Origin of the sequence: Acinetobacter sp. Tol 5 (assembly GCF_019702905.1) — a bacterium.
GTDB classification, from domain to species: Bacteria; Pseudomonadota; Gammaproteobacteria; order Pseudomonadales; family Moraxellaceae; genus Acinetobacter; species Acinetobacter bereziniae.
Genome location: NZ_AP024708.1, coordinates 3,933,665 through 3,960,205, shown reverse-complemented (window position 1 = coordinate 3,960,205; position 26,541 = coordinate 3,933,665). Strand labels below are relative to the sequence as shown.

Below are 26,541 nucleotides of genomic sequence, written 5' to 3'. Positions count from 1 at the left end.
TATAAGTTGTAATGCAAGTTCTTAAACAATTACAAATACCATATAGTTTTGCAAAACGGCATGGAGTGCTGTTGCGTTATGAAGGTGATCAAGTTTTTATTGTTCGTCGTCAGGATACCGCACAAATTGCGATTCAGGAAGCACGTCGTTATCTTGGTCGCGTTGCACAACATCAATTATGCAATGAAACTGAATTTAATCAAATGCTCAGTTCAAGCTATGCAGGTGAAACAGGTGAGTCACAACAAGTCGCAGCTGGCTTGGAAGATCATCCCGACTTATTAAGCCTTGCCGATCAAGTCCCTGAAATGGAAGATTTGATGGATCAGGAGGATGATGCACCTATTGTCCGACTCATCAATGCCTTATTGTCAGAAGCCATTCGTGTGGGCGCATCTGATATTCATATTGAAGCATTTGAAAAGAAATTATCTGTGCGATTACGTGTTGATGGTCAGTTGCGTGAGATTGTACAACCACGTCGAGAGCTTGCACCGTTGTTGGTATCACGTATCAAGGTGATGGCAAAACTGGACATTGCTGAGAAGCGTATTCCGCAAGATGGTCGTATTTCTTTACGTCTTGCTGGGCGTGAGGTGGATGTTCGTGTATCCACACTGCCATCATCTCATGGTGAGCGTGTGGTGATGCGTTTGCTGGATAAGCAGGCTGGACGTTTAAACATGACGCATTTGGGACTGATGAAAAACGACTATGATCGCTTGACTCAATTGGTTCACCGTCCACACGGCATTATTTTGGTTACGGGACCAACAGGTTCTGGTAAAACAACAACTTTATATGCCGCACTTTCTGACTTAAATGATGGTTCAAAAAATATTCTGACCGCTGAAGATCCAATCGAATATCAACTTGAAGGTATTGGACAAACCCAAGTTAACACCAAAGTGGATATGACTTTTGCGCGTGCGCTGAAAGCGATGCTTCGCCAAGATCCTGATGTTGTGATGGTGGGGGAAATTCGTGACTTAGAAACCGCAGAAATTGCAGTTCAAGCCTCTTTAACAGGTCATTTGGTTTTATCTACACTCCATACCAACACTGCAATTGGTGCGGTAACACGTTTGAAAGATATGGGAATTGAACCCTTCTTATTATCCAGTTCATTAATTGGTGTGATTGCACAACGCTTGGTACGGACTTTATGTTCTCATTGCCATACATGGCGTGAAGCAGATGATTTTGAAAAAGATGTATTTAAACCTGTGAGTTTAGAATCGGATCTGAAACTACCTGTGCCAAACGGTTGTGATTATTGTTCACATACGGGTTTTACAGGACGTACTGCAATTTATGAAATTGTACCGATTGATGAGCAAATGCGTCGTTTAATTCATGGCAATGCAGCTGAGTACGAACTTGAAGAATATGCACGTAGAGATGCGGGTTCAATTCGTGATGATGGTTTACGTAAAGTATTGGCGGGTAAAACGACCATGGAAGAAGTATTACGTGTGACCAATGAGGCAGCTGAATAGTTAGAGTTGACTTGGTTGTATAATTGGAATTTTTTTTCGCTTTACTGAGTGTGTGGCTGGAGTAGCAATTAATTCTATCTCGTTCATAAAGTTCAACGAGAAATAAAACAGTGCGCCCCTACTTAAAAAAAAAAAATTCCACTTTTAATTAAGTAGGGGGCATAACATTAAACAATCACATTCAATGTCACATCAATATTGCCACGAGTCGCATTTGAATATGGGCAAACAATATGAGCAGCATCGACTAATTTCTGTGCTTCTTCTTGCTCTAAACCTTCTAAATGAATGTTTAACGTCACTTGAATACCAAAGCCAGTAGGAATAGGACCAATACCGACATCACCTTCGATATATACATCTGGGGTAATTTTTAAATGATCACGATTCGCAACAAATTTCATCGCACCTAAAAAACAAGCTGAATAACCTGCTGCAAAAAGTTGTTCTGGATTGGTTCCACCACCAGCACCGCCCATTTCTTTTGGAACAGCGAGTTTAACATCTAAAATTCCATCTGATGATGTTGCACGACCATCACGACCACCTGTTGCTTTTGCATGTGCTGTATAAACCACTTTTTCTAAAGACATTGGATGCTTCCTTTGATTGTGTTCAAATATATCGTATACGATATAAATATTTAAACAAGTAGTGTTTGTGTAAAATTTAATAAAAAATTATTTTGAAATGTTGTCGCGTAAAGTTGAAAGGAGCTCTTTAAGCTCGGTCAATGTGTCTAAATTACATTCACTGGCTTGAGCGATTTGAAGTGGGATATCAACGGCTTTTAATTTTAATTGCTGTCCTTCTTCAGTTAGGCTAATGATCACTTGACGTTCATCAAGGGTCGAACGTTCCCTATTAAGTAAACCATGACTTTGTAATTTTTTAAGCAAAGGGGTTAGCGTAGAGGATTCTAAAAACAGCTTTTCACCTATTTCAGAGACAGTTACACCATCTTTTTCCCAAAGCACGAGCATGACTAAGTATTGTGGGTAAGTTAAGCCCAATGGTGCAAGTATTTTTCGGTACAGTTGATTGAGTGCCAAGTTCGTAGAATAAACAAGAAAGCAAACTTGATGATCAAGATTTAAATGTGAATAGTCTTGTTGCATGCTTGTCTCAAAAGATATGACTCATACTGAGTATAACGCTGTTTGTCATATTCATAAAATAAAGTCATTTGGGAAAATATTAGAGAGTAATCAATCGGCGATGTTGTATCAGTGGCATTGATGCACGAACAGCATCTTGTTCAGCTAAATCAAAAGGTACAGTCAGCAGTTGAGCGCCTTCCTGATTTGACATTGCCAAAATTTGACCTCGGCTATTGGTTGCCCCAGCATGGCCCCAAGTTTGGCGTTTCTCACCGTGCCAACCTTGTTGAGCAGCACCTAAAACTTGACATTGACTGTCCATCGCACGAGCTTGCAGTAATAACTGCCAATGCATTTGACCTGTGGTATAAGTAAATGCAGCAGGCGCTGTTAAAAGATTTGCACCTTCGGAGCGAAGTATCAGTGCAAGTTCAGGAAAGCGTAGGTCATAGCACACCATCAAGCCGATATTGCCAAAAGGTGTTTTTGCAACCACAACATCATTGCCTGGTTCAAAGAATTTTGATTCTTGATAGCCACCAACAGCATCGCCCACTTGCACATCAAACAAGTGAATTTTGTCATAACGCGCCTCAGTACGTTCAGGGCTAATACATAAGCTTACTGTACGTACACGACCATCTTCAATGATAGAGCCATCTGGACGGAACGGGCACGGTAATGTACCGGCAACTATCCATATTTGATAACGATGTGCTAAATGCTCTAAACGCTTTTGAATATCTTCAAAGCGTGTCGCAGTTTCTCGTTGTTTTCCAGCCGCGAAACAGACAAAGTTTTCTGGGAAAACAATCAAAGATGCACCATCAGCTTTACTTTGTTGCACCAATGACTCAATCACACTGAAGTTAGCTTCAATGTCATTTTGAGAATTCATTTGAACAACAGAAAGTAAAGTCATGTGCTATCCCTAATCATAACAATTTTGAAAAGATTAAGCGTTTTGCTGATCTGAAGATACACATTCCATAGTATCTTGCTGCTTTTCAAGTTGTTTCACTAATGGCTCGAACATATTTTGATTGTTTTCGTTGAGCTTCATTAACGTTTTGTGTGCATCGAGAACGGTACACAACATGGTGCTGTGATTCACATTGTCGTCAATCAAAGCATTAGTACATACTTTAGGGTCACCACAATAATTTAAAATGACAAACACCTGCCCTAAGCCCATGCTATTGGCTAGAGTGGTAATGTCTGGATTTGTGGATAGCATGACTGCTTGGATGTGGTGTACTTGTTTTAACTTTAAACCAAGTTTCGCAAGTATTCCAAGAACAGTACTATCAATAAATGTGGTTTGGGTTAAATCAACAATTGCGCCAATGACGTTTTTCTGTTGTTCAATCCTTGCCAAAAGTTTGTCTAAACTAATACAAGATTGGGCTCGCACTTCACCAATAAGTTTGAAAATATGCGTTCCATTCAAGCTTGCATATTCAACATGACCTGTTGACATATAAATGCCATTTGCAGAGAAGGATAGGAAAATTATCACATAGCGCAAGTCTATACTCAAGCGTTTGCATATCAGTTAATAGTCTAATTAGTTATATGTATTTGATTATAATGTTAATTCATTCTGCGAAGACTGAGGATGGCAATGTCATCTGCGACGTGATCTGGCGCGCGGAATGATTGATTTTGCAAATGATAGACCAATTGAGCGAATTGTTCATTCAAACCACCAGAAAAAGGTTCAAGTGCACCATCAGAACAAATAATGAACCGCGCATGCTTATTTAAAGTACATTCAAATTCTTCAACCTCTAAGTCTTCTGTAAGTCCTAAAGGAAAGCTACTGGTATTTAAAACACGAGGAGCTTGATTGGGTTCAAAAATAATAGGGGGAGGATAGTGCCCCGCACTTGACCACTTTAATGTATGTGTCTCAATGTTGAGAATTCCTGCCAGCATAGTGATGTGTTTTTCAATATTCTCTTGTACAAGCATTCCATTCAGTTTCTTAATTAACTCTCTTGGTGTTTTTGAACGCCCGTGAAAAGCTGCCATCCATGAAGTCAACAAAGAGCTGGTTACGCCATGACCGGAGACATCCGCCAAATAGAACATGATTTCTTTATCACTGATTTTCCAGTAATCATACCAGTCACCAGACAAGTAAGCTGAAGGCTGAAAAAGGGTTTCAACTTTATAGTTTTGCAGGTCTATTGGATTGGGGAGGAGTTTTTTTTGTAATTCTGCAGCAGAGGGTAGATCGCGACTATCTTGGTTTCGTTTATATTGGGCATCTATCTTAAAGAGCGAACCTTCAAGGTTGCTAGGAAGCTTGGTCCATATCCAACCAGCAAGCGCACCAAGTTCCCATGCTAGGGAAAGCTCAGCACCTTCATTCTCTTGTGCAATGACAATCGTTGGCAGTGCCCATTGATATTCTAAAAAATCATGTACATCTGCAATCGCGATTCTGGTTGGATCATAAAGATGAATCTCTTCAATGGTAATCATCTGCAAGCTTGGAAGCGTATTTAATACGTGCTCTAAACTTGAAATCTGGCGACTGGGTTGAATGAAATACATAGAAGAAATGAATGATCCTTAATCAATATAAAAAGCGATACCCACTAGATTTACTATAGATAACACCACATTGCTAGTAAAACTAAAGAGATTACTAGCAAATAAGTTTAACAAAATATTGTGATTATTTGTTTGTGCCTGTATCAGATGAATCATCAGTATCATCATCGTCATCATCAACAAAAGAAACAGCTTCTGCACCACCGCCTTTTTTCTCTGCGATTTGGAAAGCAAGGCGCTGTAAATAAATATCACGGATTGCTGAATAGCGATCACCTTGCAATACATTTTCCACATCTAATAGTTTTGAGCGTGTATTGATCCCGCCTAAAACACGATTTCCCCAAATTAAACCTGTTTGATTGTTATCATCCATTGGATAGCTAATCGGGTTTGCATAGCTTTCAGCAACGTAATCCACAGAGTGGCGAAGTGTACTTGGTCCTAAGACAGGTAACATGAGATAAGGACCACTCGGTACACCATAATAGCCAAGTGTAATGCCTAGACTTTCTTCTTCAGTCGATAAACCTAAACGAGTTGCAGGATCTGCTAGACCTAAAGAAGTAACAGTATTCAGTGTAAAACGACCCAATGATTTAGCTGCACGCTTAAAACGACCTTGAGCAAGCTGATTAACCGCATTCCACGGCTCGCTTAAATTTTTACGAAACAGACTATATGAAGAGCGTACATCTTCAGGAACTTTTTGCTTATATTGAATGGCGACTGGTCGAGCGACATTACGGTCAATCATATCGTTAAATGCATAAATTTCGCGGTTTAACGGTTGTAGGGGATCTTTTACAGCATCTGGTTGAGCAGCATTTGCATTTACTTTTAAATCATTTTTTGTAATGTTTTTGAGCTCTTTAAGTGCTTCAATTCTTGGGTGCTTAGACATTGCTGGATCAGAAGAATTCTCTTGAGACAACTTATCAGCTGAAACAGAGTCAACAGCATTGTCAGAATTTTCTTGGGTAGATAATTCTTCTTGAGCAAATACATGGCTCGTCAGACCAATGCTGAGTAAACAAGCCCAAAGTACGTGATAAGGACGCATAGAATTCCTTGAAATATGCTTATAGTAAAAATGGTCGATAATATTATTAAAGACACTTTCGTATTCTAACAGTAGTTGTTGCATATGTATTAAAGCAAATTTGATTAAAAAGTGTGAATAAATTTGATTAATGGATAATATTTGTACAAACAAATGAAATAATTAAAAAAGGGGGTTGTGTTAGGTTAGGAATGCTGTAGAATGCACATCCATCGGCGGTGATGAAGATTAAAACTTCTGATAAAACAATGACTTGGTTGAATTGATTAAGTTGAGTTTTAGAAAGGAAGTTTAAAAAATAATTTGAAATCCCAGTTGACTTTCTAGAGATAGAGAGTAATATAGCCGACCTAGCTTGATGCTGACGAAGCATGAAGAAGATCATTAAGAGAATATGAAGAACAACTTGTGTGGATTTTTACTGATTGATTGATCGAAATATTATCATTGATTGATTGGTTTAAATTACTCGAAGTTTATTTGAGAGAATTTGTCAGTACATTGATGAGCCAGAATTGTGACCTTAAGTCACTAATGATTTTAACTGAAGAGTTTGATCATGGCTCAGATTGAACGCTGGCGGCAGGCTTAACACATGCAAGTCGAGCGGGGGAAGTTGCTTCGGTAACTGACCTAGCGGCGGACGGGTGAGTAATACTTAGGAATCTGCCTATTAATGGGGGACAACATCTCGAAAGGGATGCTAATACCGCATACGCCCTACGGGGGAAAGCAGGGGATCACTTGTGACCTTGCGTTAATAGATGAGCCTAAGTCGGATTAGCTAGTTGGTGGGGTAAAGGCCTACCAAGGCGACGATCTGTAGCGGGTCTGAGAGGATGATCCGCCACACTGGGACTGAGACACGGCCCAGACTCCTACGGGAGGCAGCAGTGGGGAATATTGGACAATGGGGGGAACCCTGATCCAGCCATGCCGCGTGTGTGAAGAAGGCCTTATGGTTGTAAAGCACTTTAAGCGAGGAGGAGGCTCTTTTGGTTAATACCCAAGATGAGTGGACGTTACTCGCAGAATAAGCACCGGCTAACTCTGTGCCAGCAGCCGCGGTAATACAGAGGGTGCGAGCGTTAATCGGATTTACTGGGCGTAAAGCGTGCGTAGGCGGCTTTTTAAGTCGGATGTGAAATCCCCGAGCTTAACTTGGGAATTGCATTCGATACTGGGAAGCTAGAGTATGGGAGAGGATGGTAGAATTCCAGGTGTAGCGGTGAAATGCGTAGAGATCTGGAGGAATACCGATGGCGAAGGCAGCCATCTGGCCTAATACTGACGCTGAGGTACGAAAGCATGGGGAGCAAACAGGATTAGATACCCTGGTAGTCCATGCCGTAAACGATGTCTACTAGCCGTTGGGGTCTTTGAGACTTTAGTGGCGCAGCTAACGCGATAAGTAGACCGCCTGGGGAGTACGGTCGCAAGACTAAAACTCAAATGAATTGACGGGGGCCCGCACAAGCGGTGGAGCATGTGGTTTAATTCGATGCAACGCGAAGAACCTTACCTGGTCTTGACATAGTAAGAACTTTCCAGAGATGGATTGGTGCCTTCGGGAACTTACATACAGGTGCTGCATGGCTGTCGTCAGCTCGTGTCGTGAGATGTTGGGTTAAGTCCCGCAACGAGCGCAACCCTTTTCCTTACTTGCCAGCATTTCGGATGGGAACTTTAAGGATACTGCCAGTGACAAACTGGAGGAAGGCGGGGACGACGTCAAGTCATCATGGCCCTTACGACCAGGGCTACACACGTGCTACAATGGTCGGTACAAAGGGTTGCTACCTAGCGATAGGATGCTAATCTCAAAAAGCCGATCGTAGTCCGGATTGGAGTCTGCAACTCGACTCCATGAAGTCGGAATCGCTAGTAATCGCGGATCAGAATGCCGCGGTGAATACGTTCCCGGGCCTTGTACACACCGCCCGTCACACCATGGGAGTTTGTTGCACCAGAAGTAGGTAGTCTAACCGTAAGGAGGACGCTTACCACGGTGTGGCCGATGACTGGGGTGAAGTCGTAACAAGGTAGCCGTAGGGGAACCTGCGGCTGGATCACCTCCTTAACGAAAGATTGACGATTGGTAAGAATCCACAACAAGTTGTTCTTCATTGATGTATCTGAGGGTCTGTAGCTCAGTTGGTTAGAGCACACGCTTGATAAGCGTGGGGTCACAAGTTCAAGTCTTGTCAGACCCACCAAGTCTACTGAACACAGAAGAGCAGATATATTAAGATCTTAAGCTGGGGACTTAGCTTAGTTGGTAGAGCGCCTGCTTTGCACGCAGGAGGTCAGGAGTTCGACTCTCCTAGTCTCCACCAAATTTGAGGGAAAACAAAGCAACGCTTTGTCCGAAAATTTAAGCAAGAAGCTGTGCTTCGCGCAGGCATCCATTTGAAAGATGAAATTGATTATAGAAATTAATGAACTGAAGTTTATAGAGTTTATTAACTTCTGTGATTTATCACAGTGAACTACTTGCTGACGAGGCGGTAGAGAATCATTAACAGAATATATTTGAGTTGAAATAATTGTTTAACTCGTTTTATGAAGCTTAACAAGCAATTGTTAATGTGGAGTGAAATGAGAACTAGCGATAAAACTGAATCAAGCGTTTTGGTATATGAATTAAATTGAAGCTGTACAGTGATTAAGTTCACAAGCAACAAATAGAAGTGGTTAAATCCACATTGTTGATCCTCCTTGTAGGGATTAACGACTGTTTGGGGTTGTATAGTCAAGTAATTAAGTGCATGTGGTGGATGCCTTGGCAGTCAGAGGCGAAGAAAGACGTAATAGCCTGCGATAAGCTTCGGGGAGGCGGCAAATATCCTGTGATCCGGAGATTTCTGAATGGGGAAACCCACTTACCATAAGGTAGGTATCGCATGATGAATACATAGTCATGCGAGGCGAACGAGGGGAAGTGAAACATCTCAGTACCCTTAGGAAAAGAAATCAATTGAGATTCCCTCAGTAGCGGCGAGCGAACGGGGATCAGCCCATTAAGTTATATGTGTATTAGCGGAAAGCTCTGGGAAGTGCTACCGTAGAGGGTGATAGTCCCGTACACGAAAGTGCACATATAATGATGACGAGTAGGGCGAGGCACGTGAAACCTTGTCTGAATATGGGGGGACCATCCTCCAAGGCTAAATACTCCTGACTGACCGATAGTGAACCAGTACCGTGAGGGAAAGGCGAAAAGAACCCCTGTGAGGGGAGTGAAATAGATCCTGAAACCGCATGCATACAAGCAGTGGGAGCCAACTTGTTTGGTGACTGCGTACCTTTTGTATAATGGGTCAGCGACTTATATTCAGTAGCAAGGTTAACCGTATAGGGGAGCCGTAGAGAAATCGAGTCTTAATAGGGCGTTTAGTTGCTGGGTATAGACCCGAAACCGGGTGATCTATCCATGAGCAGGTTGAAGGTTGGGTAACACTAACTGGAGGACCGAACCCACTGTCGTTGAAAAGCCAGGGGATGACTTGTGGATAGGGGTGAAAGGCTAATCAAACTCGGTGATAGCTGGTTCTCCCCGAAAGCTATTTAGGTAGCGCCTCGGACGAATACCATAGGGGGTAGAGCACTGTTTCGGCTAGGGGGTCATCCCGACTTACCAAACCGATGCAAACTCCGAATACCTATGAGTACTATCCGGGAGACAGACTGCGGGTGCTAACGTCCGTAGTCAAGAGGAAAACAATCCAGACCGCCAGCTAAGGCCCCAAAATTATAGTTAAGTGGGAAACGATGTGGGAAGGCATAGACAGCTAGGAGGTTGGCTTAGAAGCAGCCACCCTTTAAAGAAAGCGTAATAGCTCACTAGTCGAGTCGGCCTGCGCGGAAGATGTAACGGGGCTAAAACTATATGCCGAAGCTGCGGATGTATACATTGTATACGTGGTAGGGGAGCGTTCTGTAAGCCGATGAAGGTGTGTTGAGAAGCATGCTGGAGGTATCAGAAGTGCGAATGCTGACGTGAGTAACGACAAAACGGGTGAAAAACCCGTTCGCTGAAAGACCAAGGGTTCCAGTCCAACGTTAATCGGGGCTGGGTGAGTCGACCCCTAAGGCGAGGCCGAGAGGCGTAGTCGATGGGAAATTGGTTAATATTCCAATACTTCTGTGTAATGCGATGAGAGGACGGAGAAAGTTAAGTCAGCCTGGCGTTGGTTGTCCAGGTGAAAGGTTGTAGGCATGCATCTTAGGCAAATCCGGGGTGCTCTATGCTGAGAACTGATAGCAAGCGAGTTTACTCGTGAAGTGGCTGATACTATGCTTCCAGGAAAAGTCTCTAAGCTTCAGTTACACAGGAATCGTACCCGAAACCGACACAGGTGGTCAGGTCGAGTAGACCAAAGCGCTTGAGAGAACTCTGCTGAAGGAACTAGGCAAAATGGTACCGTAACTTCGGGAGAAGGTACGCTGCTGACGGTGATAGGACTTGCTCCTTGAGCTATTGGCAGCCACAGAAACCAGGCCCCTGCAACTGTTTATTAAAAACATAGCACTCTGCAAACACGAAAGTGGACGTATAGGGTGTGATGCCTGCCCGGTGCTGGAAGGTTAATTGATGGGGTTAGCGTAAGCGAAGCTCTTGATCGAAGCCCCAGTAAACGGCGGCCGTAACTATAACGGTCCTAAGGTAGCGAAATTCCTTGTCGGGTAAGTTCCGACCTGCACGAATGGCATAATGATGGGGGCGCTGTCTCCAGCAGAGGCTCAGTGAAATCGAAATCGCCGTGAAGATGCGGTGTACCCGCGGCTAGACGGAAAGACCCCGTGAACCTTTACTGCAGCTTGACATTGAACTTTGATCTTACTTGTGTAGGATAGGTGGGAGGCTTAGAAGTAGCGACGCCAGTTGCTATGGAGCCATCCTTGAAATACCACCCTGGTAATATTGAGGTTCTAACTCTGTCCCGTTATCCGGGACGAGGACCATGTCTGGTGGGTAGTTTGACTGGGGCGGTCTCCTCCTAAAGAGTAACGGAGGAGTACGAAGGTGCGCTCAGCGTGGTCGGAAATCACGCGTAGAGTATAAAGGCAAAAGCGCGCTTAACTGCGAGACCCACAAGTCGAGCAGGTACGAAAGTAGGTCTTAGTGATCCGGTGGTTCTGTATGGAAGGGCCATCGCTCAACGGATAAAAGGTACTCTGGGGATAACAGGCTGATACCGCCCAAGAGTTCATATCGACGGCGGTGTTTGGCACCTCGATGTCGGCTCATCTCATCCTGGGGCTGAAGCAGGTCCCAAGGGTATGGCTGTTCGCCATTTAAAGAGGTACGCGAGCTGGGTTTAGAACGTCGTGAGACAGTTCGGTCCCTATCTACCGTGGGCGTTGGAAATTTGAGAGGATCTGCTCCTAGTACGAGAGGACCAGAGTGGACGAACCTCTGGTGTACCGGTTGTGACGCCAGTCGCATCGCCGGGTAGCTATGTTCGGAAGGGATAACCGCTGAAAGCATCTAAGCGGGAAGCCTACCTCAAGATAAGATTTCCCTAGGACTTTATGTCCTCTAAAGAGCCGTTGAAGACTACGACGTTGATAGGTTGGATGTGGAAGTGCGGTGACGCATGAAGCTGACCAATACTAATTGCTCGTGAGGCTTGACTATACAACACCCAAGCAGTTGTATATGAAGCATCATTTGATTCATAAAAGATCAAAGAAACTTGATTTAGTTGTAAAGCTAGTTAAAATAACCAACTCAAATGTTCTTCTGTTAAACTCATTTGGAACAAAGTAAGGCATACCCATAAGACCCGAAAAAGTCCATAACAGTTTGCTGGCGACAATAGCAAGAGTGAACCACCTGATCCCTTCCCGAACTCAGAAGTGAAACCTCTTAGCGCTGATGGTAGTGTGGGGTTACCCATGTGAGAGTAAGTCATCGCCAGCTTTTAATTCTAAAACACCCTCAACTAAGTTGAGGGTGTTTTTTTATGTGTAAAGAAAAGATAGAAATGAGAAAAAATTAAGAAGAGAAATAAAAGCACTACCTTGTGGTAGAGCTTATATCAATTGCCGTTAAAGCAAAAATAAGTCAGTCTTTAAAGTGGATTGGAATCCATTGATAGCTTTTCCCATCTGCTGAGTAGATATGACCAATGCCTGGAAAAGGTAAGTGAGGTGCTGCTATAGTTTGTCCATTTTTAGCATAGTCTGTAAATTGTTTTAAACGTGTTTGTACAGCCATTTTAGGATCAATATCATATTCGATCGCTGTTTCTGGTCTATCAAATTGAACAGTGTGAGAATGCACAATATCACCAATAAAGATAACATCTTCATCTGTAGTTTTGAGTTTATAGCTGAAATGGCCTGGTGTATGACCAGCAGTGTTGATCACTTCAAAGCCATTGATTTTGTCACCGAGTTTAAAGGTTTTAAATTGCTGTTTCGCTTGATAAGGTGCAAGAGCAGCTTTAATTTTCTCTACAGTAGCAACATAATTTTGGCGCTTATTTTGCGCTATTTTTTCAGCTTGTTTTGGATTTAGCCAATAACTCGCTTCTCTTTCTGAGACATAAATGGTGGCATTGGGGAAATTAGCGATACCATTTTTACTGACACCACAGGAATGATCAGGATGTAAATGCGTGAGTAAAATGGTATTAACTTGTTCTGGTTGATAGCCTGAAGCTTTCAGATTTTTCAGTACAGAGCCTAAGTGAGTACCAAAACAATCCGCAGTACCACTATCAACTAAAACTAAAGACTTTCCAGTATTAACCAGAAAAGCATTGACTGAGGTTTGTACACCTTTTGCTTGATCAGCGTGGTACTTTTTTAAAATTTCTTGAACTTTGTCTGATGAAATATCTTTAAAGAGTGTAGGCGACATAAAATTTGTGCCATCTAGTAAGGCTGTAATTTGTGTATCACCAACTTGGTGTTGGTAAAAACCAGAAACTTGCGGCTGTTGCTCAATAATCGGTAAAGTTTTTTGAACATCTGCCTTTGATGCAAGTGGAAATAAACAAACGCAGAGTACTGACAAAGATTGGACAATATTTTTCATTGGGTATGTTCAATATTAATTTAATGAATTATTTTGTAGCATGGATTGATCTGTCGCTGAGCTTTTTATTGATGAAAAAAATTCTGCTTTTGTAAGCGAATTTTTTATGATTCTCAAAAGTGTTGGTGTGAGTGCTTCAGTTGATTTGCCTTTTTTTTGGATTCTTTTCCATTCAATAATAGTACAAATTAAGGTTGTGGGAAGGATGAGAATAAATTGCAGATAACTAAATGTGAATATAGGTGATGGAGTGAGTATGGAAAGAATAAGGATAAAGGGTGAAAGCATTAATCCTAACATTGCGCCATAGATTATGCATCGCATTAAGGGGATTTGAGCGAGCTTTCTGGCAAAGAAATGTTGGAATAATAATTGAATGATTATTGCAGGAATAATGCCAAGTAAATAACCAAACGGTGTAATTAAGAATAGTCCTCCAATCATTGGAAATATGATCGAGGGCGTAATGAGACCTTTTAAAAATCGTATTGGATCACCGAACATAATATGGCTATGAAATGTGATTGCAATAATCAAAGTTCCAATAAATGGTCCCCAAATGACAAATGCTGAACTTTGCCATTTAGCTTTTTGTGAAAGGCTGGTTTTTGTAATTGCCATATTATGAGCTTTATCTTGATTTTATTCTTGAACATAACATAAAAAAGGCTTCCGAAGAAGCCTTTCAAAAATCATTGGATTGCTAATTATGAGACTTTGTCACCAGCTTTTGCACCAGATTCAGGTGAAATGACCCAAACACCTTCACCATTTCCAGCAGCAAGCACCATTCCATTGGAAATACCAAAGCGCATTTTACGTGGAGCGAGGTTAGCAACCATCACGACCAATTTCCCTTTTAAATCTTCTGGTGCATAGAATTCACGGATTCCACTGAATACATTACGTGGTTCTGCTTCGCCAACATTTAAGGTCAGTTGGAGTAATTTATCTGATCCTTCAACATGGGCAGCGTCTACAACTTCTGCGACACGGAGATCAACTTTGATAAAGTCTTCAATACCAATAATTTCAGCTTCACCCACTTTAGGTTCAGGCTTTTTCTCAACTTTCTTCTCTTTTTTCTTTTCAACTTTTGCTGGTTCAGCCGCAGAAGTCAAAGAGTCTTTAGATGCATCAACCATAGCAGCTACCGCTTTAGGGTCTACACGTTGCATCAATGGTTGGAATTGTGAAATTTCATGTGCTGTTAAGATATTTTGACGTGAAGCAAAATCAAAACGATCCAGTTTTAAGAAATCTTGGACTTGTTGGGCAAGCGTTGGCAAAACAGGTGCGAGATAAACAGCTAATTGGCGGAACAGGTTAATACCCACTGAACAGACATCATGAACTTGTTGTTCTTCACCTTCGATTTTTGCCAAAGCCCAAGGTTTTTTCTCATCAATATACTGATTTGCACGATCAGCAAGTGCCATGATTTCACGAATGGCAGTAGAAAATTCACGTGCTTCATAAGCTTTGGCAATTGAATCACCAGCATCGATAAAGCCTTGAATTAAAGCAGTCTCTGTACAGGTCTTTGATAAGGTATTGTCAAATTTGGTGTTAATGAATTTTGCACAACGACTGGCAATATTGACTACTTTACCGACCAAATCTGAGTTCACTTTCTGTACGAAATCATCAAGATTTAAGTCAGAATCTTCAACCTTATCAGACAGTTTGGAAGCAAAGTAATAACGTAAATATTCTGGATTCAAATGCTGTAAATAGGTTTCAGCTTTGATGAAGGTACCGCGAGACTTTGACATCTTCTGACCATTCACAGTTAAGAAACCATTTACGAATAGACCTGTAGGAGTGCGGTAATTTGCACCTTCAAGCATTGCAGGCCAGAACAGCGCATGGAAATAAACAATATCTTTACCAATGAAGTGATACACCTCATTTTTAGAATCTTTTTTCCAAAATGCATCAAAATTTAATTCTGGTCGCTTGGTTTTGATGTAATTTTCAAAACTCGACATATAGCCAATGGGTGCATCAACCCATACATAGAAGTATTTATTAGGTGCATCGGGTATTTCAAAACCGAAATATGGAGCGTCACGAGAAATATCCCAGTCGTTTAAACCATTATCAAACCATTCATCTAATTTATTTGCGATAGATACAGGTAGACGACCTTCGTCACGCGTCCATTTTTGTAAATATTCTGCAAAATTAGGCAGTTTGAAAAAGTAATGATCAGATGATTTTTCAACAGGTGTCGCACCACTTAAAGTTGAGCGTGGATTCAACAATTCTGTTGCATTGTATGTGGTTCCACAGACTTCACATGAGTCGCCATACTGATCTTCAGCTTTACATTTTGGGCATGTGCCTTTAATAAATCGATCTGAAAGAAACATGCTTTTTTCAGGATCAAATAATTGTGTTACAGGACGAATCGCGATATTTCCTGCTTCACGGTTTTTGATATAAATTTCTTCAGAGCGAGCCTTATTTTCATCACTATTGGTTGAATCATAGTGATCAAAATGCACACCAAAACCATCGAAATCACGAATATGTTCTTTCTGAACATTGGCAATTTGTTCTTCAGGGGTAATTCCATTCGCCTCAGCGCGAAGCATAATGGCTGTACCATGAGCATCATCCGCACATACATAAGTCACATCATGACCCATTGCACGCATGGCACGAACCCAGATATCTGCTTGGATGTAGCCGAGTAGATGACCCATATGAATAGGACCATTTGCGTATGGAAGGGCGTTAGTGACTAAGATATTTCGCACGGATATAACTCTCTTTCTCAAAGTTAAGGCAAGGGTGTTGATTTTAACGTAATTGCTATCAAGATGCACAACTGAATAGGTGAATTCTTTTGAAATGTGGATTTTTAATCATATTCATATACCCAACGATTTATTATTATAGAATCAACGATTGAAGCATGCTCATGAGTAATAAAGTAATGATTGATGAAGATGATTTTGATGATGATCAACCTGTAATTCGTATTGCACAAAATCAAAAAACCAAAGCACAGTTTGAAAAAAATATTTTAAAACAAGCACAACAGTATCTAGACGATATTTCTGAGGATGAGCATCAGTTTTTAATTCAGACGCTCAGAGATATGGCGCAAGAAGAAAAATATTTCGATGTACTTGCAGATCAATTAGATCAACCTGTGGATGCGAAGGTTGCTAATGATGCATTAAACCTTTTATATTTTTGGCAACTCATTCATGAGGCTAAAGAGATTTCAGAATTTAATCTTTTGGATGTGATCAATACTGAGTTTTTTCAAAGCAGCTTGCTAGATGCTTTTGAGCTATTAGATATTGGTGAGTCAAAAGCTCAATACAAAGCTGTATTAGCACAAAGTTTTAAACTCTATGAATTAGAACTTTATGCAGGATGTATACCTTTGCTATATGCACAATTAGAAGGTTTACTGACAGCAGTTTTACTTCAAAATGGGTATTTAAAACAACAGGACACTAAATTTATTGATGTTTATAAAATTGTGCCAGGTTTAAAAGGTCATGAGATCAAGAGTTTATGGCATAAGGTCAAAATTGCCAATGAATTGAATCATTATTTTTTAGAGCTTGCGGCATACAAAATGGACAATAGTTCAACCGTGAGTATGACACGTCACAATATTTTGCATGGTACAGAGTTGAGCCATTTTAATCAGGGGCGTAGCTTTGTATTGTTTATTTGGTTATTTAGCGCTGTAAGTTTTATGAGCTCATTAAAATCCTAAGCAAGGAAAATATCAAAAACTTCACTTAAATTTCACCGAAGAATCAAATATTTTACATTTATGTTTTAGACACTGATGCCAAGATCGGAAAAGGAGAACAGGATGCGGTCTTGGTCTTTATATATGGTTTCCGCGGCTGCCAGTCTTAGCGCTGTTTTAAGTTTGGTTGTTCCATTCAGCATGTCATTATATTTCTATCAGGGCGATTTTTTTGGTATCGCTTCTGAGCGAAACCCAAGTCGTGGTATGGAAGTGCTTTTGTATCTCACACCATTGCTATTTTTATTGGCATTCTTTAGCTACCTTCTGATTTTTAACATTCTAAAAAAGCCTAAGCAGTGATTGAAACTGCTCAAATGTTTAAAGTGACTATATTTATTTTCCTGCTCATTTTAAGTTGTCTCTTTTTGATTTTATGTTTAGAGGGAACTCTATATCGTTTTCTCGAAATGTTGGCATATTTATGTATTGCTTATGCCTTGTTGTTAATTCCTATTTTTATAGGCTTAATGGCTGGAAATACATTATATTTATATTTGTCTAGAATATATCTAAAAAGGTAATGCTTAATCAAGATAAAATCATTTGAAGAAATATCTGTGCTAAAAAATAATTTTTTTTGATCTTTATTATTCATGTTGTTGAATTTTTTTAAATGTTTTTTTATAAAATTAGAAAGATGGTCAATCATCATTGTCCATTCAGTTTGTTTTCTATGCTATGTTGCAAGTCATTATTGTCATTTAGAACTGATTGATGCTTAAACTCATTGCTGAAGACTTTATTCAAATAGATAAAATTGATCTTGTTTTGCCTTTATATCAAGAATTAATTGACAAGACGAAACAAGAACAGGGCTGTATTGCTTATGACTTGTACCATGATTTACGTAATACAGGTCATTTTGTTTTTATTGAAGAATGGGTAGATCGAGCTGCATTAGATGCTCATGTCCAATCAGCACATTTTCAGAGATTAGTGCCTTTGATTGACCAATATGCAAGACAAGAAGGTATTTTTACGCATATGCAGCATTACCAAGAACTATTTTAAAATGCTAAAGCACCTATTATTCGTTTTCTATCATTTGTTTAATTTTGCTCGCTTTTTCAAAGTGATCAAGCTGATGGGTTTTAATCCACCATTCTGCGACTTGCATTAATGTTTCTGGATCATCATTTTTATTCGCGAAAAAAGCATAAAAGGATAGCCCGACTTGATCACCCTTTTTGGCAATTTTTTCATTACATATTCGAATAATTTTTTCTTTGATGGCTTGTTGCATAAATAATCTCGATGTATCCATTAGATTGAATTCTTTATATGGATTTAGCTGTTGTGACTATTTTATTCATTTTGAAACAAAAAGATACATCGCTACATTCTGTGGGTGAATTGTTTCTGAAATGCAGTTTTTGACGTTTTATCTCGATTCTGTTGCTATAACTGTTAAGTAACTTAATCAAAATAGGAACGACAGATGACTAACTTAGACGATTTAAAGAATAAAGCTTCTGAAGTAATTGATGATGTAAAGTTAAAGGCAAAAGAAGCAAAATTGGGTGCGGAAAAGGTCGCTGATGATTTAAAACATAAAGCCAAAGAAACCTTATTGAAAGGTGAGCAAAAGGTCAATGATTTAAAACATAAAAAAGATGACGAGAGTGATAAGAGTTAAGTAAAAAAGCCTTTGAGGAAAGTTTTCTTCAGAGGCTTTTCCTATTATAGGTCTTTACGTGTCCATTCAATATGGCGAATGTGATTTTCAATAACTGTAAATGTATAATAAATCTGATCAATTTCATAAATATAATTTGAGACAGTGACGGTCGTTTTCCCTTCTTTCTTTTCGTAGGTGTGCATTGAGATTGGAGACTGAGCAATCCGTGTGCTCATATCTGCATAACTATCACCTATAGAAATGAGTTGCCCAGAAATGGTTCTTACAGTATTGGTAGATGTTCCCGCAATCACAGAACTAGAAATAAATAAAGATAGCATCAAAGCATGGCGAAGTTTCATTAACGGTAAGCCTTGTTATTATTAAGATCAGAAGCATCACTATAGCCGTTTTTTTACGCATTTTGTATGAAAATGATCTATTAAAAACGTTACCAATTTAGATTGATGAGATTGCACTGACCATTAAAGATTATAAAAGTACTGAATATAGGTTAGAAATGAAGTTTTACCAATAAATTCCGACTAAATCAGTAGGATTAATAAAGACATTCAAAAAGCTGAATAGAACTTTGCTTACCCTCAGCTCAATTTACAGTTAAACTATAGTTTCAGTATTTGTTGTATTTGCAAACTTGGAGCAAATCTATGTCTTGGCTTTCTTCACTTAAATCAGTTTTTTCTCCCGCGCAGGAGGTGAAAGAGGAAGAAGTCCAATCCGTTTTGCAAAATTATATGTTGCCAAACTCGAACAACGCTTTAAAGGATCGTATTACTCAAGTGAATGTTGTTGGACGAGTATTACAGCTTACGATCAATACATATCCCAATGAAGCGGATGACTTGCAAAAAATCCATGATGATCTTGCCGATGCTTTAGAAAAATGTGGTATTCAAGAATTAAACATGCATGTGATTCAGCAAAAAATTCAGCATGACTCAAGCTGCTCAAGCGAACAACATGGAAAAGCAGGGCATAGTTGTTCTAGCCAACCCAAAGCAGAAAGTCATACATTACCGCCTGTTGTTGATGCTTCATCAAAGCCTGCCCCAGCAGAAGTTGATCCTAATAATCCACCGATTCAGAAAGCTGCACCACAACAACGGGACATTCCTAAACATCCACGTATACAAAATGTCATTTTGATCTCATCGGGTAAAGGTGGCGTAGGAAAATCGACAACTACTGTAAATATTGCGCTCGCACTCAACAAATTAGGATTAAAAGTGGGTGTTTTAGATGCTGATATTTATGGTCCAAGTATTCCAACGATGTTGGGCAATGCTGGACAAACACCCAAAATTGAAGGTGAAAACTTCGTTCCACTTGAAGCGCACGGGATGGCAGTTCTTTCAATCGGGCATTTAATTGGTAAGGAAAATACCCCCGTTGCATGGCGTGGTGCGAAAGCTACAGGGGCATTGATGCAACTTTTTAATCAAGCCTTATGGCCTGACCTTGATGTACTTGTGATTGATATGCCACCTGGTACAGGTGATATCCAATTGACCCTTGCACAGCGTATTCCTGTGACAGGTGCGGTGATTGTAACAACACCACAAAATGTAGCTTTAATGGATGCAGTAAAGGGCATTGAACTCTTTAATAAAGTTCAAATCCCTGTGATGGGTGTGATTGAAAATATGTCGACACACATTTGTTCGAATTGTGGTCATGAAGAGCAAATTTTTGGTACGGGTGGTGGTGATCGTTTGTCTGAGCAATATGCTATTCCATTGCTTGGTCGATTACCTTTAAATGTACAAATTCGAGAAAATGCCGATGCTGGTCATCCTTCTGTTATTGCGGGAGATGCAGCAGCAGAGAGTTATATGTTGATTGCGGAAAAAATTGCCAAGGCTTTGCCTCGAGTAGAAAAAGATCCACATCGAATTTTCTAAATTTATTCTATACGATCGCCTTTCTTGATATTTACCATTTAATTCAAGAAAGGCGAATGAGGACAAGTCAATGAAATATTTTAACTTACTCGATAATAAGGTTTTTATTAGTCTCGCCAATACTGCCAATGGTGATGTTAATAGTGCTACTCGTTTTTATTATTGCCAAAAAAGATTAGGTGATTACTGCCAAGGATGGGGGGGAGAGTGGTACAAATTAGCAAGATGCTGGAAAGATACTTTCAGATTTTGAATCTGTAATTAACCTGAGTTCGATGTAATTAAATCTTCAACTCATTGAAAAATAATAAATCTCTATGGAGTCTTGCTGCGTTTTCATCAAATTTTAGGATGAGGAGCGGAGCTCCGCAAGCGCAACCATCAATAGCGTTTCATTTCTCTTGATCAATAAAATGAAAGCGAACAATAGATTGTTTGATGATCTAAAGCTTGCACTGCCACTCTTTACTTCTAAAGTTTAAATTGTTTTGCGTAGGCGATGCTTCACTTTTCAGAGATGAAAAGTGACAAAAATCTTTCGTTGAGCGAGGGGTACATCCTCATACCCCCGCTCAACATGGCGACATCCATGTCGCCTCACGATAGCAAGACCATCTATGATTCAAAAGTACAAAATAAATGAATCATCCAAATCACTTGTATGAATAATCAGGCGGTTTGGCTATATCATCTTTCATCAAGGATTTTTATCGAACTCAGGTTAATTAACATTTCACTATCACTGGTGAACTTAGATTTTGGCAATGTAAAACCAAAATTGAATTGTTAGATAAAGATGTCATTAAATTAATTGACGATTGGTAAGGGGGAAATGCTGATTTATCTTCAGGTCATTCTGAATTGATTAAAATCGTGCTGAATTAATTTCAATCATAGCCAACATATTCAAATCATATATACTTTAATTTTGATATAAAAAATGAAATTTGTGGAATTGGTATATTCATTGCTTAAATATCCAGTTCTTATTTAAGCTGTTGAGCAAATGATGCAATTCAAAAAAATAATCCATGCTATTGGCATGTGCGGTTCCCTGCTATTGGCAGCGTGTAATAATGATTCACACAATATAAGTCAAAATAGCGATACTCAGAAAGCTTTACAACCCATTGTAATTCAAGGCGCATTACCTGTTGAGTCTGAGCAAATGGCAGCAAAATTGACCAATGCGACTGTTGAAACTGTGGGGGGATGGAAGTTTTGGAAAGGGACTTATCAGGGCTATCCCGTGATTATCTCTAAAACCCGAATGGGAATGAGTAATGCGGCAGCTGCAACTGCAATCGCAATTGAGCGGTATAAGCCTATTGCGATTATTAACCAAGGGACATCGGGCGGGCATGATCCAGAGCTCAAAGTTTATGATATTGTTTTGGGACGATATACAACAAATATTGGTGCTTTCAGGACCCCTAAAAAAGCGTTGGGAGAAGGTTCAAACGCTTTAGAATGGAACGAAGCCTTTGATGTACTACCTGATGATGAATCTGATCCAGAGCCGATTGCGATTCGGAAGTTCGAAGCGGATGCTGAGCTTTTAACAGCAGCTCATCGTGCTCAGAATAATTATACACAGGGTAATGTTGTTGAAGGTACCATCGGTTCAGCTGATGTGTGGAATAATGAATTAGATCGAATTGCATTTTTCCATAAAAACTATGCTACATCGGTTGAAGAAATGGAAGCTGCCTCTGTTGCACAAATTGCCAGTCAATTTAAAGTCCCTTTTTTGGGTATTCGAGTGCTATCAAATAACATTACCAATGGTGGCGCATACGATGCAGGCACAGGTGAAGCATGCCAGCACTATGTTTTAGATGTCGTGGTTGAATATATGAAAGCAAAACAAGCGGCTTTGAAATAACAATCAATCCTGTCGGAAGCGGTTTTAAAGTGGGTGATTCTTACGATCATTCCATTTTTTAACCACACTCCAACGCCAGTAAATACGTGTCACAATAAAAAGCAAAGATGCACAGACCAGTGCCTCAATAAAAAGCCCTGTGGCTAAAATTTTTGCCAAACTAAAATCAATATGACCATGCCCAAAGTTTTTAATCCAATGGATGATTTGATGGAAAACGCCCAGTAGCATCTCTTTGTTGATCATATGCACATGATAAATTTTAGAGCCAATCCAAAATGCAAAAATCAAAATGGGAACAATAGTGATTGGATTCATAATCCAAGCCAAAATTAAACCAATTGGAAGATTGGCTTCAAACAATAACACAGAAAAAATGATCAACAATGTATGAAACGGAATGGGTAAAATTCCCCAGAATGTACCAATAAACATTGCCTTAGAAATTGACTTTCGATTGACGTACCAAAGCTGAGGACTTAAGGCTTTATCACCAAAAATCTTCATAAATTTCAAATTATTGACCCGCTCGGGGGAGGGAAGCCAAGACTGAAAAAAATGCTTTGCCATAAAATTAAAAAATGAAAGAAAGGCTACTATTGTGCATCAATGTAGAGAAAAACAACAACCTTTCGGACAAAATACCTAAAATAGTGAAGGGAGGTTTTGATTGAATAATAGACATTAAAGCTGAAAATTTGCTTAAAATCAGTCATATTCGGTCAACACATTCACTGCGCTCCATTTTAATAAGTTATTTTGTGAACCGGTTCACTTTATTTTATAGAACATACTGATTTAAAAGATAATATTTGGAATATAATAATGAAAATATGATTATTAAAGGAACAACTAATGATGAAATGACTTAACAGTCTTTTGGTGATATAATATTATAATGTACTGAAAATAAAAACTATTTTTGTATTTTGCTATCCATATTCATATGTTCTCTTACAATTCTTTTTTTGCCAATCTGAATCAAAAGATTTAATCTGCGGTCAATTGATAGATGAGGTCATTTAATGATTTCATGGTTTTTTATCGGTCTGGTGGTGACGATTCTTTTAACCCCAGGACCAACCAATACGCTTTTAGCATCTTCTGGAATCCAAGTTGGAATTCGAAAATCTCTCCCTTTAATTCCAGCAGAAGCGCTAGGATATTTTATCTCCATTTCTGTTTGGGGATTAATCATTGGAACTGTATCTAAGCAGTTCCCAAGTGTGCCCGTTATTCTGAAATTATTCAGTGCTGGTTATATCTTATTTCTAGCTTTAAAGTTATGGCGTACAGCGAATCAAGACGAAGACTTTAGTCAAGCAACAATTCGTGCGCGGGAGCTATTTGTAGCAACGCTGTTAAATCCTAAAGCCTTGCTTTTTGCTTCAGCAATTTTTCCAACTTATGTCTGGCAGAACACTTCAGCTTATACCTCTCATATGCTGGTATTTTTATTGTTGATTATCCCGATTGCATTCTTTTGGACATTTATCGGTTCAGTGATCTGTAGTAATAAAGTCACTTGGTTAAATCAACGTAATATGCAAAGAACAGCTTCTTTGGTTTTAGTCAGCTTCACCGTACCACTCAGTTATTCTGCTCTTTTAAGTTTATAAGGTAGTTCCTCGTGAAAGGCTGTGGATTTTGCTTACAGACTGAAGCAAAGCTATTTCGCAAGAAACATTCCTTTCAAAAGCAATTTCAGTTAAAGTACAGCGCAGTAAACAGCACAGTTTTGGGATAGAAATAAATGGCCATTAAGTCTGATCGTTGGATTCGCGAAATGAGCGAAAAACACGGTATGATTGAACCGTATGCAGAAAACCAAGTTCGTTATGATGAACAGGGTGAGAAGCTAATTTCTTATGGTGTTTCAAGCTATGGTTATGATGTCCGCTGTGCACGTGAATTTAAAGTCTTTACAAATGTACATTCTGCAATTGTAGACCCTAAAAATTTCGATGATCGTAGTTTTATCGATATTGAATCTGATGTTTGTATTATTCCACCAAACTCTTTTGCTTTAGCACGTACAGTCGAATATTTCCGAATTCCTCGCAATGTTTTAACTGTTTGTTTAGGAAAATCAACTTACGCTCGCTGTGGGATTATTGTCAACGTCACACCTCTTGAACCTGAGTGGGAAGGTCATGTGACATTAGAATTTTCCAATACAACCAATTTACCAGCTCGTATTTATGCAGGTGAAGGTGTTGCTCAGATGTTATTCTTCGAATCGGATGAAGTTTGTGAAACATCTTATAAAGACCGTGGTGGTAAATACCAAGGTCAAACAGGGGTCACTTTACCTAAGACCTAAAAGAGAATCAGTTTAAAAAGCAAGTGAAATACTTGCTTTTTTTATGTTTAAAATGATCAATATAAGAAATGTAATGTGATATATAATTTTATTTAAATCTTCGATTTTTAATAATTAAAATATAAAGTTAAGAATAATTTAAATGTCTATTAAATTATTTTAAAGTAATGATTTTTATCGGAATATACAAATATTTTCTCGGTATAAACTTTGATCTGTGCTACAAATGAAATCATTAAATATATGCTAAATATAATGTGATTTATATTGTGTTATTCATATCGGATTTGAATGATTATTTAGCGTAGTAATAACAAATAAGGTCAAGCTTTGCTCAGGATGGAAGCGCTATGTCCCAGTTTAAATATCTCAATGTTGCATTACTTGTATTCAGTGGCTTAACTATGGCTTCAAGTTATGCTGCAACTCTACAGCCACTTTCAGATCAACAATTGTCAGAAACGACCGGTCAGGCGTTGATGAGTCTGAGTTATTTAGCACCTACAGATACAACAAATTTAGAGGCTCGTCGTGCTGGAGGTGATAGTAGTGTTGGCTTTTATAAATTAGGTCTTGAAGCAACAGTTGAATTAAATGCGAACATAAAAAAGCTTCAATTAGGATGTGGAGGCAGCAACGGAAGTGGTTCTTGTGACTTGGATTTAGATAATGTCTCTTTTGGTTGTATTGTAGGGGCATCAGGCTATTGTATTACAACTGCAACAACAAATCCTAAGCAACCCGCTGGTCTTGATAGTAATAACTCGATCAGTAATCAGGTAAATATGAAGGATTTTGTTTTAACAAATCCATATTTTCAATTTGCAATTAAAAATCCCAACAGTGCCTCAACACGAGAAGTGGTTGGCATTCGTATTGGCGCTGAAAAGGCTGAAGGACCGTTATCGATTGGTAGTCTAAACACATTTAGTGGTTATTTTACTGGAAAAGCAAATCTCACAATGCAAGGTGAAACGAATGTTTCACCTGTAAGATCAAATACATGGAATACAAATGCAATATCGACACCGAGTGCCTTTTTAGGATTGGATGATGCAACAATATTAAATATAGGTTTGGCTTCAGTAAAATATAGTGAAATTACTGCAAACTATTCAACTGTGAGTCGAAATGGTCTAGCGGTTTCTGTTATTGGAAATCGTGTAACTCAGGCGAAAATACAAGGTTTAGATTTAAGTGCAGTGGTCGATGATATCATGAATGGTACTTCAACAACTTCTGCACTTGAATTAAATACAAGCAACTCCTGTGTAAGGATTATTGGTATTTGCTCTGGATCTTTTGGTGCTAATATTGGTAATGCACTTTTACCGGTATTAAGAGGAGGGATCTCTGACTACATTAAACAACAGTTGGCGACAGGTTTAGGTACCACAGTTTCTGGTCTAAGTACTTATCAAATGCCTTATAACTTAAGTAATGTGCATCAAATAGATGTGAATTCTAATACTTTTGGTATAGCCCTATCTGGACAGAATTTACAATATCCAGATTATGCTGCGGCTGTGAGTAAAGGTTGGAGTATGTATCTTCAGGATGCTTTTACACTCAATATTTCAGATAAAGTAAGTAGTCTCGTCAGTAATATTGCGTCTAGTTCAAATGCGAGAGATGGGAATATTACATTATTGGAACAGCCATATCGTAATTGTTATGGAAATATGACATTCTGTTAACAGCAGGCTCTTCTAAATTTGTTTAGGGGAGTGTATT

The 26,541-nt window shown here is 39.3% G+C and carries 23 protein-coding genes, 2 tRNA genes and 3 rRNA genes; 15 read left to right on the top strand and 13 right to left on the bottom strand.

The features are described from left to right. The first annotated feature begins 11 nt into the window (after positions 1-11). On the top strand, positions 12-1,499 hold the full coding sequence (gene gspE / locus TOL5_RS18305; RefSeq protein ID WP_046759937.1) for a type II secretion system ATPase GspE: 1,488 nt from the start codon (positions 12-14) through the stop codon (positions 1,497-1,499). 167 nt (positions 1,500-1,666) lie between these two features. Here the strand turns inward: gspE and TOL5_RS18300 are convergent, their stop codons facing one another. The 6 genes from TOL5_RS18300 to TOL5_RS18275 form a co-directional block, all read right to left on the bottom strand. After that, positions 1,667-2,092 (bottom strand): organic hydroperoxide resistance protein, encoded by a 426-nt coding sequence (locus TOL5_RS18300; RefSeq protein ID WP_005033801.1) that lies wholly within the window; start codon positions 2,090-2,092, stop codon positions 1,667-1,669. Positions 2,093-2,179: 87 nt separating this feature from the next. Beyond that, complete coding sequence (locus TOL5_RS18295; protein WP_005033798.1) at positions 2,180-2,617, bottom strand: MarR family winged helix-turn-helix transcriptional regulator; 438 nt, start codon at positions 2,615-2,617, stop codon at positions 2,180-2,182. Between the two features lie 79 nt (positions 2,618-2,696). Then, complete coding sequence (locus TOL5_RS18290; protein WP_005033796.1) at positions 2,697-3,521, bottom strand: carbon-nitrogen hydrolase family protein; 825 nt, start codon at positions 3,519-3,521, stop codon at positions 2,697-2,699. Positions 3,522-3,554: 33 nt separating this feature from the next. Continuing rightward, positions 3,555-4,079, bottom strand: a complete 525-nt coding sequence (gigB, locus tag TOL5_RS18285) for an anti-anti-sigma factor GigB (protein ID WP_009586265.1) — start codon at positions 4,077-4,079, stop codon at positions 3,555-3,557. A gap of 113 nt (positions 4,080-4,192) precedes the next feature. Continuing rightward, the gene (gene gigA / locus TOL5_RS18280) at positions 4,193-5,161 is read right to left on the bottom strand and encodes an RsbU family protein phosphatase GigA (protein ID WP_005033793.1); all 969 of its coding nucleotides are present in this window, start codon (positions 5,159-5,161) and stop codon (positions 4,193-4,195) included. Positions 5,162-5,285: 124 nt separating this feature from the next. Continuing rightward, on the bottom strand, positions 5,286-6,224 hold the full coding sequence (locus tag TOL5_RS18275) for a VacJ family lipoprotein (protein ID WP_005033791.1): 939 nt from the start codon (positions 6,222-6,224) through the stop codon (positions 5,286-5,288). A gap of 541 nt (positions 6,225-6,765) precedes the next feature. On the opposite strand from TOL5_RS18275, the gene TOL5_RS18270 reads away from it, so the two are divergent. The 5 genes from TOL5_RS18270 (at position 6,766) to rrf (ending at position 12,150) form a co-directional block, all read left to right on the top strand. Next, positions 6,766-8,304, top strand: a 16S ribosomal RNA gene (locus tag TOL5_RS18270). A 59-nt stretch (positions 8,305-8,363) separates the two neighbouring features. Continuing rightward, positions 8,364-8,440, top strand: a tRNA-Ile gene (locus TOL5_RS18265). A gap of 44 nt (positions 8,441-8,484) precedes the next feature. Then, a tRNA-Ala gene (locus tag TOL5_RS18260) sits at positions 8,485-8,560 on the top strand. 414 nt (positions 8,561-8,974) lie between these two features. Next, positions 8,975-11,865, top strand: a 23S ribosomal RNA gene (locus TOL5_RS18255). A 170-nt stretch (positions 11,866-12,035) separates the two neighbouring features. Further along, positions 12,036-12,150, top strand: a 5S ribosomal RNA gene (rrf, locus tag TOL5_RS18250). The 16S, 23S and 5S rRNA genes sit together here with 2 tRNA genes alongside, the layout of an rRNA operon. A gap of 144 nt (positions 12,151-12,294) precedes the next feature. Here the strand turns inward: rrf and TOL5_RS18245 are convergent. The 3 genes from TOL5_RS18245 to metG all read right to left on the bottom strand — a co-directional run bounded on the left by TOL5_RS18245 (position 12,295) and on the right by metG (position 16,037). Beyond that, positions 12,295-13,272, bottom strand: a complete 978-nt coding sequence (locus TOL5_RS18245; RefSeq protein ID WP_121775815.1) for an MBL fold metallo-hydrolase — start codon at positions 13,270-13,272, stop codon at positions 12,295-12,297. 15 nt (positions 13,273-13,287) lie between these two features. After that, complete coding sequence (locus TOL5_RS22745) at positions 13,288-13,716, bottom strand: hypothetical protein (protein WP_228740297.1); 429 nt, start codon at positions 13,714-13,716, stop codon at positions 13,288-13,290. 263 nt (positions 13,717-13,979) lie between these two features. Beyond that, on the bottom strand, positions 13,980-16,037 hold the full coding sequence (gene metG / locus TOL5_RS18235; protein WP_121775816.1) for a methionine--tRNA ligase: 2,058 nt from the start codon (positions 16,035-16,037) through the stop codon (positions 13,980-13,982). Positions 16,038-16,216: 179 nt separating this feature from the next. Here metG and TOL5_RS18230 point away from each other — a divergent pair, with 179 nt between their 5' ends. After that, entirely contained in the window at positions 16,217-17,017 is an 801-nt protein-coding gene (locus tag TOL5_RS18230) for a hypothetical protein (RefSeq protein WP_121775821.1), read from the top strand. A gap of 102 nt (positions 17,018-17,119) precedes the next feature. After that, positions 17,120-17,359, top strand: a complete 240-nt coding sequence (locus TOL5_RS22545) for a hypothetical protein (RefSeq protein ID WP_227560644.1) — start codon at positions 17,120-17,122, stop codon at positions 17,357-17,359. Positions 17,360-17,489: 130 nt separating this feature from the next. On the opposite strand, the gene TOL5_RS18220 is transcribed toward TOL5_RS22545, so the two are convergent. Continuing rightward, on the bottom strand, positions 17,490-17,711 hold the full coding sequence (locus TOL5_RS18220) for a hypothetical protein (RefSeq protein ID WP_199980745.1): 222 nt from the start codon (positions 17,709-17,711) through the stop codon (positions 17,490-17,492). A gap of 62 nt (positions 17,712-17,773) precedes the next feature. On the opposite strand from TOL5_RS18220, the gene TOL5_RS18215 reads away from it, so the two are divergent. Next, entirely contained in the window at positions 17,774-18,070 is a 297-nt protein-coding gene (locus TOL5_RS18215) for a putative quinol monooxygenase (protein ID WP_004827576.1), read from the top strand. Positions 18,071-18,086: 16 nt separating this feature from the next. On the opposite strand, the gene TOL5_RS18210 is transcribed toward TOL5_RS18215, so the two are convergent. Then, positions 18,087-18,302, bottom strand: coding sequence for a DUF6500 family protein (locus TOL5_RS18210; RefSeq protein WP_151712882.1), 216 nt, complete (start codon positions 18,300-18,302; stop codon positions 18,087-18,089). Positions 18,303-18,497: 195 nt separating this feature from the next. On the opposite strand from TOL5_RS18210, the gene TOL5_RS18205 reads away from it, so the two are divergent. Continuing rightward, positions 18,498-18,695: a hypothetical protein gene (locus tag TOL5_RS18205; protein WP_004827580.1), complete on the top strand. Its 198-nt coding sequence runs from the start codon at positions 18,498-18,500 to the stop codon at positions 18,693-18,695. Positions 18,696-18,739: 44 nt separating this feature from the next. Here TOL5_RS18205 and TOL5_RS18200 read toward each other — a convergent pair whose 3' ends face one another. Next, a complete protein-coding gene (locus TOL5_RS18200) occupies positions 18,740-19,039 on the bottom strand; it encodes a hypothetical protein (RefSeq protein WP_151781697.1) in 300 nt (99 codons plus the stop codon). A gap of 306 nt (positions 19,040-19,345) precedes the next feature. Here TOL5_RS18200 and apbC point away from each other — a divergent pair, with 306 nt between their 5' ends. Continuing rightward, on the top strand, positions 19,346-20,599 hold the full coding sequence (gene apbC / locus TOL5_RS18195; RefSeq protein WP_139422559.1) for an iron-sulfur cluster carrier protein ApbC: 1,254 nt from the start codon (positions 19,346-19,348) through the stop codon (positions 20,597-20,599). 1,009 nt (positions 20,600-21,608) lie between these two features. Next, positions 21,609-22,484, top strand: a complete 876-nt coding sequence (locus tag TOL5_RS18190) for a 5'-methylthioadenosine/S-adenosylhomocysteine nucleosidase (RefSeq protein WP_042086114.1) — start codon at positions 21,609-21,611, stop codon at positions 22,482-22,484. Between the two features lie 24 nt (positions 22,485-22,508). Here the strand turns inward: TOL5_RS18190 and TOL5_RS18185 are convergent, their stop codons facing one another. Further along, positions 22,509-23,054 carry a DUF2062 domain-containing protein gene (locus TOL5_RS18185; RefSeq protein WP_004827587.1) on the bottom strand — a complete coding sequence of 182 codons (546 nt, stop codon included), beginning with the start codon at positions 23,052-23,054 and terminating at the stop codon, positions 22,509-22,511. A gap of 455 nt (positions 23,055-23,509) precedes the next feature. Between TOL5_RS18185 and TOL5_RS18180 the strand changes: the two genes are divergently transcribed. From TOL5_RS18180 to TOL5_RS18170, 3 genes are all read left to right on the top strand, one after another. Continuing rightward, positions 23,510-24,103, top strand: a complete 594-nt coding sequence (locus tag TOL5_RS18180; protein WP_004827589.1) for a LysE family translocator — start codon at positions 23,510-23,512, stop codon at positions 24,101-24,103. A gap of 134 nt (positions 24,104-24,237) precedes the next feature. Beyond that, positions 24,238-24,807 (top strand): dCTP deaminase, encoded by a 570-nt coding sequence (gene dcd / locus TOL5_RS18175; protein WP_004827590.1) that lies wholly within the window; start codon positions 24,238-24,240, stop codon positions 24,805-24,807. 350 nt (positions 24,808-25,157) lie between these two features. Next, positions 25,158-26,504, top strand: coding sequence for a hypothetical protein (locus TOL5_RS18170; protein WP_046761317.1), 1,347 nt, complete (start codon positions 25,158-25,160; stop codon positions 26,502-26,504). Positions 26,505-26,541: the final 37 nt, after the last annotated feature.

What these genes read in the sequence shown, in the direction of transcription:
- TOL5_RS18185 (WP_004827587.1), bottom strand. Translation starts at nt 23,054, where the DNA reads ATGGCAAAGCATTTTTTTCAGTCTTGGCTTCCCTCCCCCGAGCGGGTC.
- TOL5_RS18230 (WP_121775821.1), top strand. Translation starts at nt 16,217, where the DNA reads ATGATTGATGAAGATGATTTTGATGATGATCAACCTGTAATTCGTATT.
- dcd (WP_004827590.1), top strand. Translation starts at nt 24,238, where the DNA reads ATGGCCATTAAGTCTGATCGTTGGATTCGCGAAATGAGCGAAAAACAC.
- gigB (WP_009586265.1), bottom strand. Translation starts at nt 4,079, where the DNA reads ATGTCAACAGGTCATGTTGAATATGCAAGCTTGAATGGAACGCATATT.
- TOL5_RS18290 (WP_005033796.1), bottom strand. Translation starts at nt 3,521, where the DNA reads ATGACTTTACTTTCTGTTGTTCAAATGAATTCTCAAAATGACATTGAA.
- TOL5_RS18300 (WP_005033801.1), bottom strand. Translation starts at nt 2,092, where the DNA reads ATGTCTTTAGAAAAAGTGGTTTATACAGCACATGCAAAAGCAACAGGT.
- TOL5_RS18190 (WP_042086114.1), top strand. Translation starts at nt 21,609, where the DNA reads ATGCAATTCAAAAAAATAATCCATGCTATTGGCATGTGCGGTTCCCTG.
- TOL5_RS18200 (WP_151781697.1), bottom strand. Translation starts at nt 19,039, where the DNA reads ATGAAACTTCGCCATGCTTTGATGCTATCTTTATTTATTTCTAGTTCT.
- TOL5_RS22545 (WP_227560644.1), top strand. Translation starts at nt 17,120, where the DNA reads ATGCGGTCTTGGTCTTTATATATGGTTTCCGCGGCTGCCAGTCTTAGC.
- TOL5_RS18205 (WP_004827580.1), top strand. Translation starts at nt 18,498, where the DNA reads ATGACTAACTTAGACGATTTAAAGAATAAAGCTTCTGAAGTAATTGAT.
- TOL5_RS22745 (WP_228740297.1), bottom strand. Translation starts at nt 13,716, where the DNA reads ATGATTGGAGGACTATTCTTAATTACACCGTTTGGTTATTTACTTGGC.
- TOL5_RS18245 (WP_121775815.1), bottom strand. Translation starts at nt 13,272, where the DNA reads ATGAAAAATATTGTCCAATCTTTGTCAGTACTCTGCGTTTGTTTATTT.
- gspE (WP_046759937.1), top strand. Translation starts at nt 12, where the DNA reads ATGCAAGTTCTTAAACAATTACAAATACCATATAGTTTTGCAAAACGG.
- TOL5_RS18215 (WP_004827576.1), top strand. Translation starts at nt 17,774, where the DNA reads ATGCTTAAACTCATTGCTGAAGACTTTATTCAAATAGATAAAATTGAT.
- TOL5_RS18220 (WP_199980745.1), bottom strand. Translation starts at nt 17,711, where the DNA reads ATGATGATTGACCATCTTTCTAATTTTATAAAAAAACATTTAAAAAAA.
- TOL5_RS18210 (WP_151712882.1), bottom strand. Translation starts at nt 18,302, where the DNA reads ATGCAACAAGCCATCAAAGAAAAAATTATTCGAATATGTAATGAAAAA.
- TOL5_RS18295 (WP_005033798.1), bottom strand. Translation starts at nt 2,617, where the DNA reads ATGCAACAAGACTATTCACATTTAAATCTTGATCATCAAGTTTGCTTT.
- TOL5_RS18180 (WP_004827589.1), top strand. Translation starts at nt 23,510, where the DNA reads ATGATTTCATGGTTTTTTATCGGTCTGGTGGTGACGATTCTTTTAACC.
- TOL5_RS18170 (WP_046761317.1), top strand. Translation starts at nt 25,158, where the DNA reads ATGTCCCAGTTTAAATATCTCAATGTTGCATTACTTGTATTCAGTGGC.
- TOL5_RS18275 (WP_005033791.1), bottom strand. Translation starts at nt 6,224, where the DNA reads ATGCGTCCTTATCACGTACTTTGGGCTTGTTTACTCAGCATTGGTCTG.
- gigA (WP_005033793.1), bottom strand. Translation starts at nt 5,161, where the DNA reads ATGTATTTCATTCAACCCAGTCGCCAGATTTCAAGTTTAGAGCACGTA.
- apbC (WP_139422559.1), top strand. Translation starts at nt 19,346, where the DNA reads ATGTCTTGGCTTTCTTCACTTAAATCAGTTTTTTCTCCCGCGCAGGAG.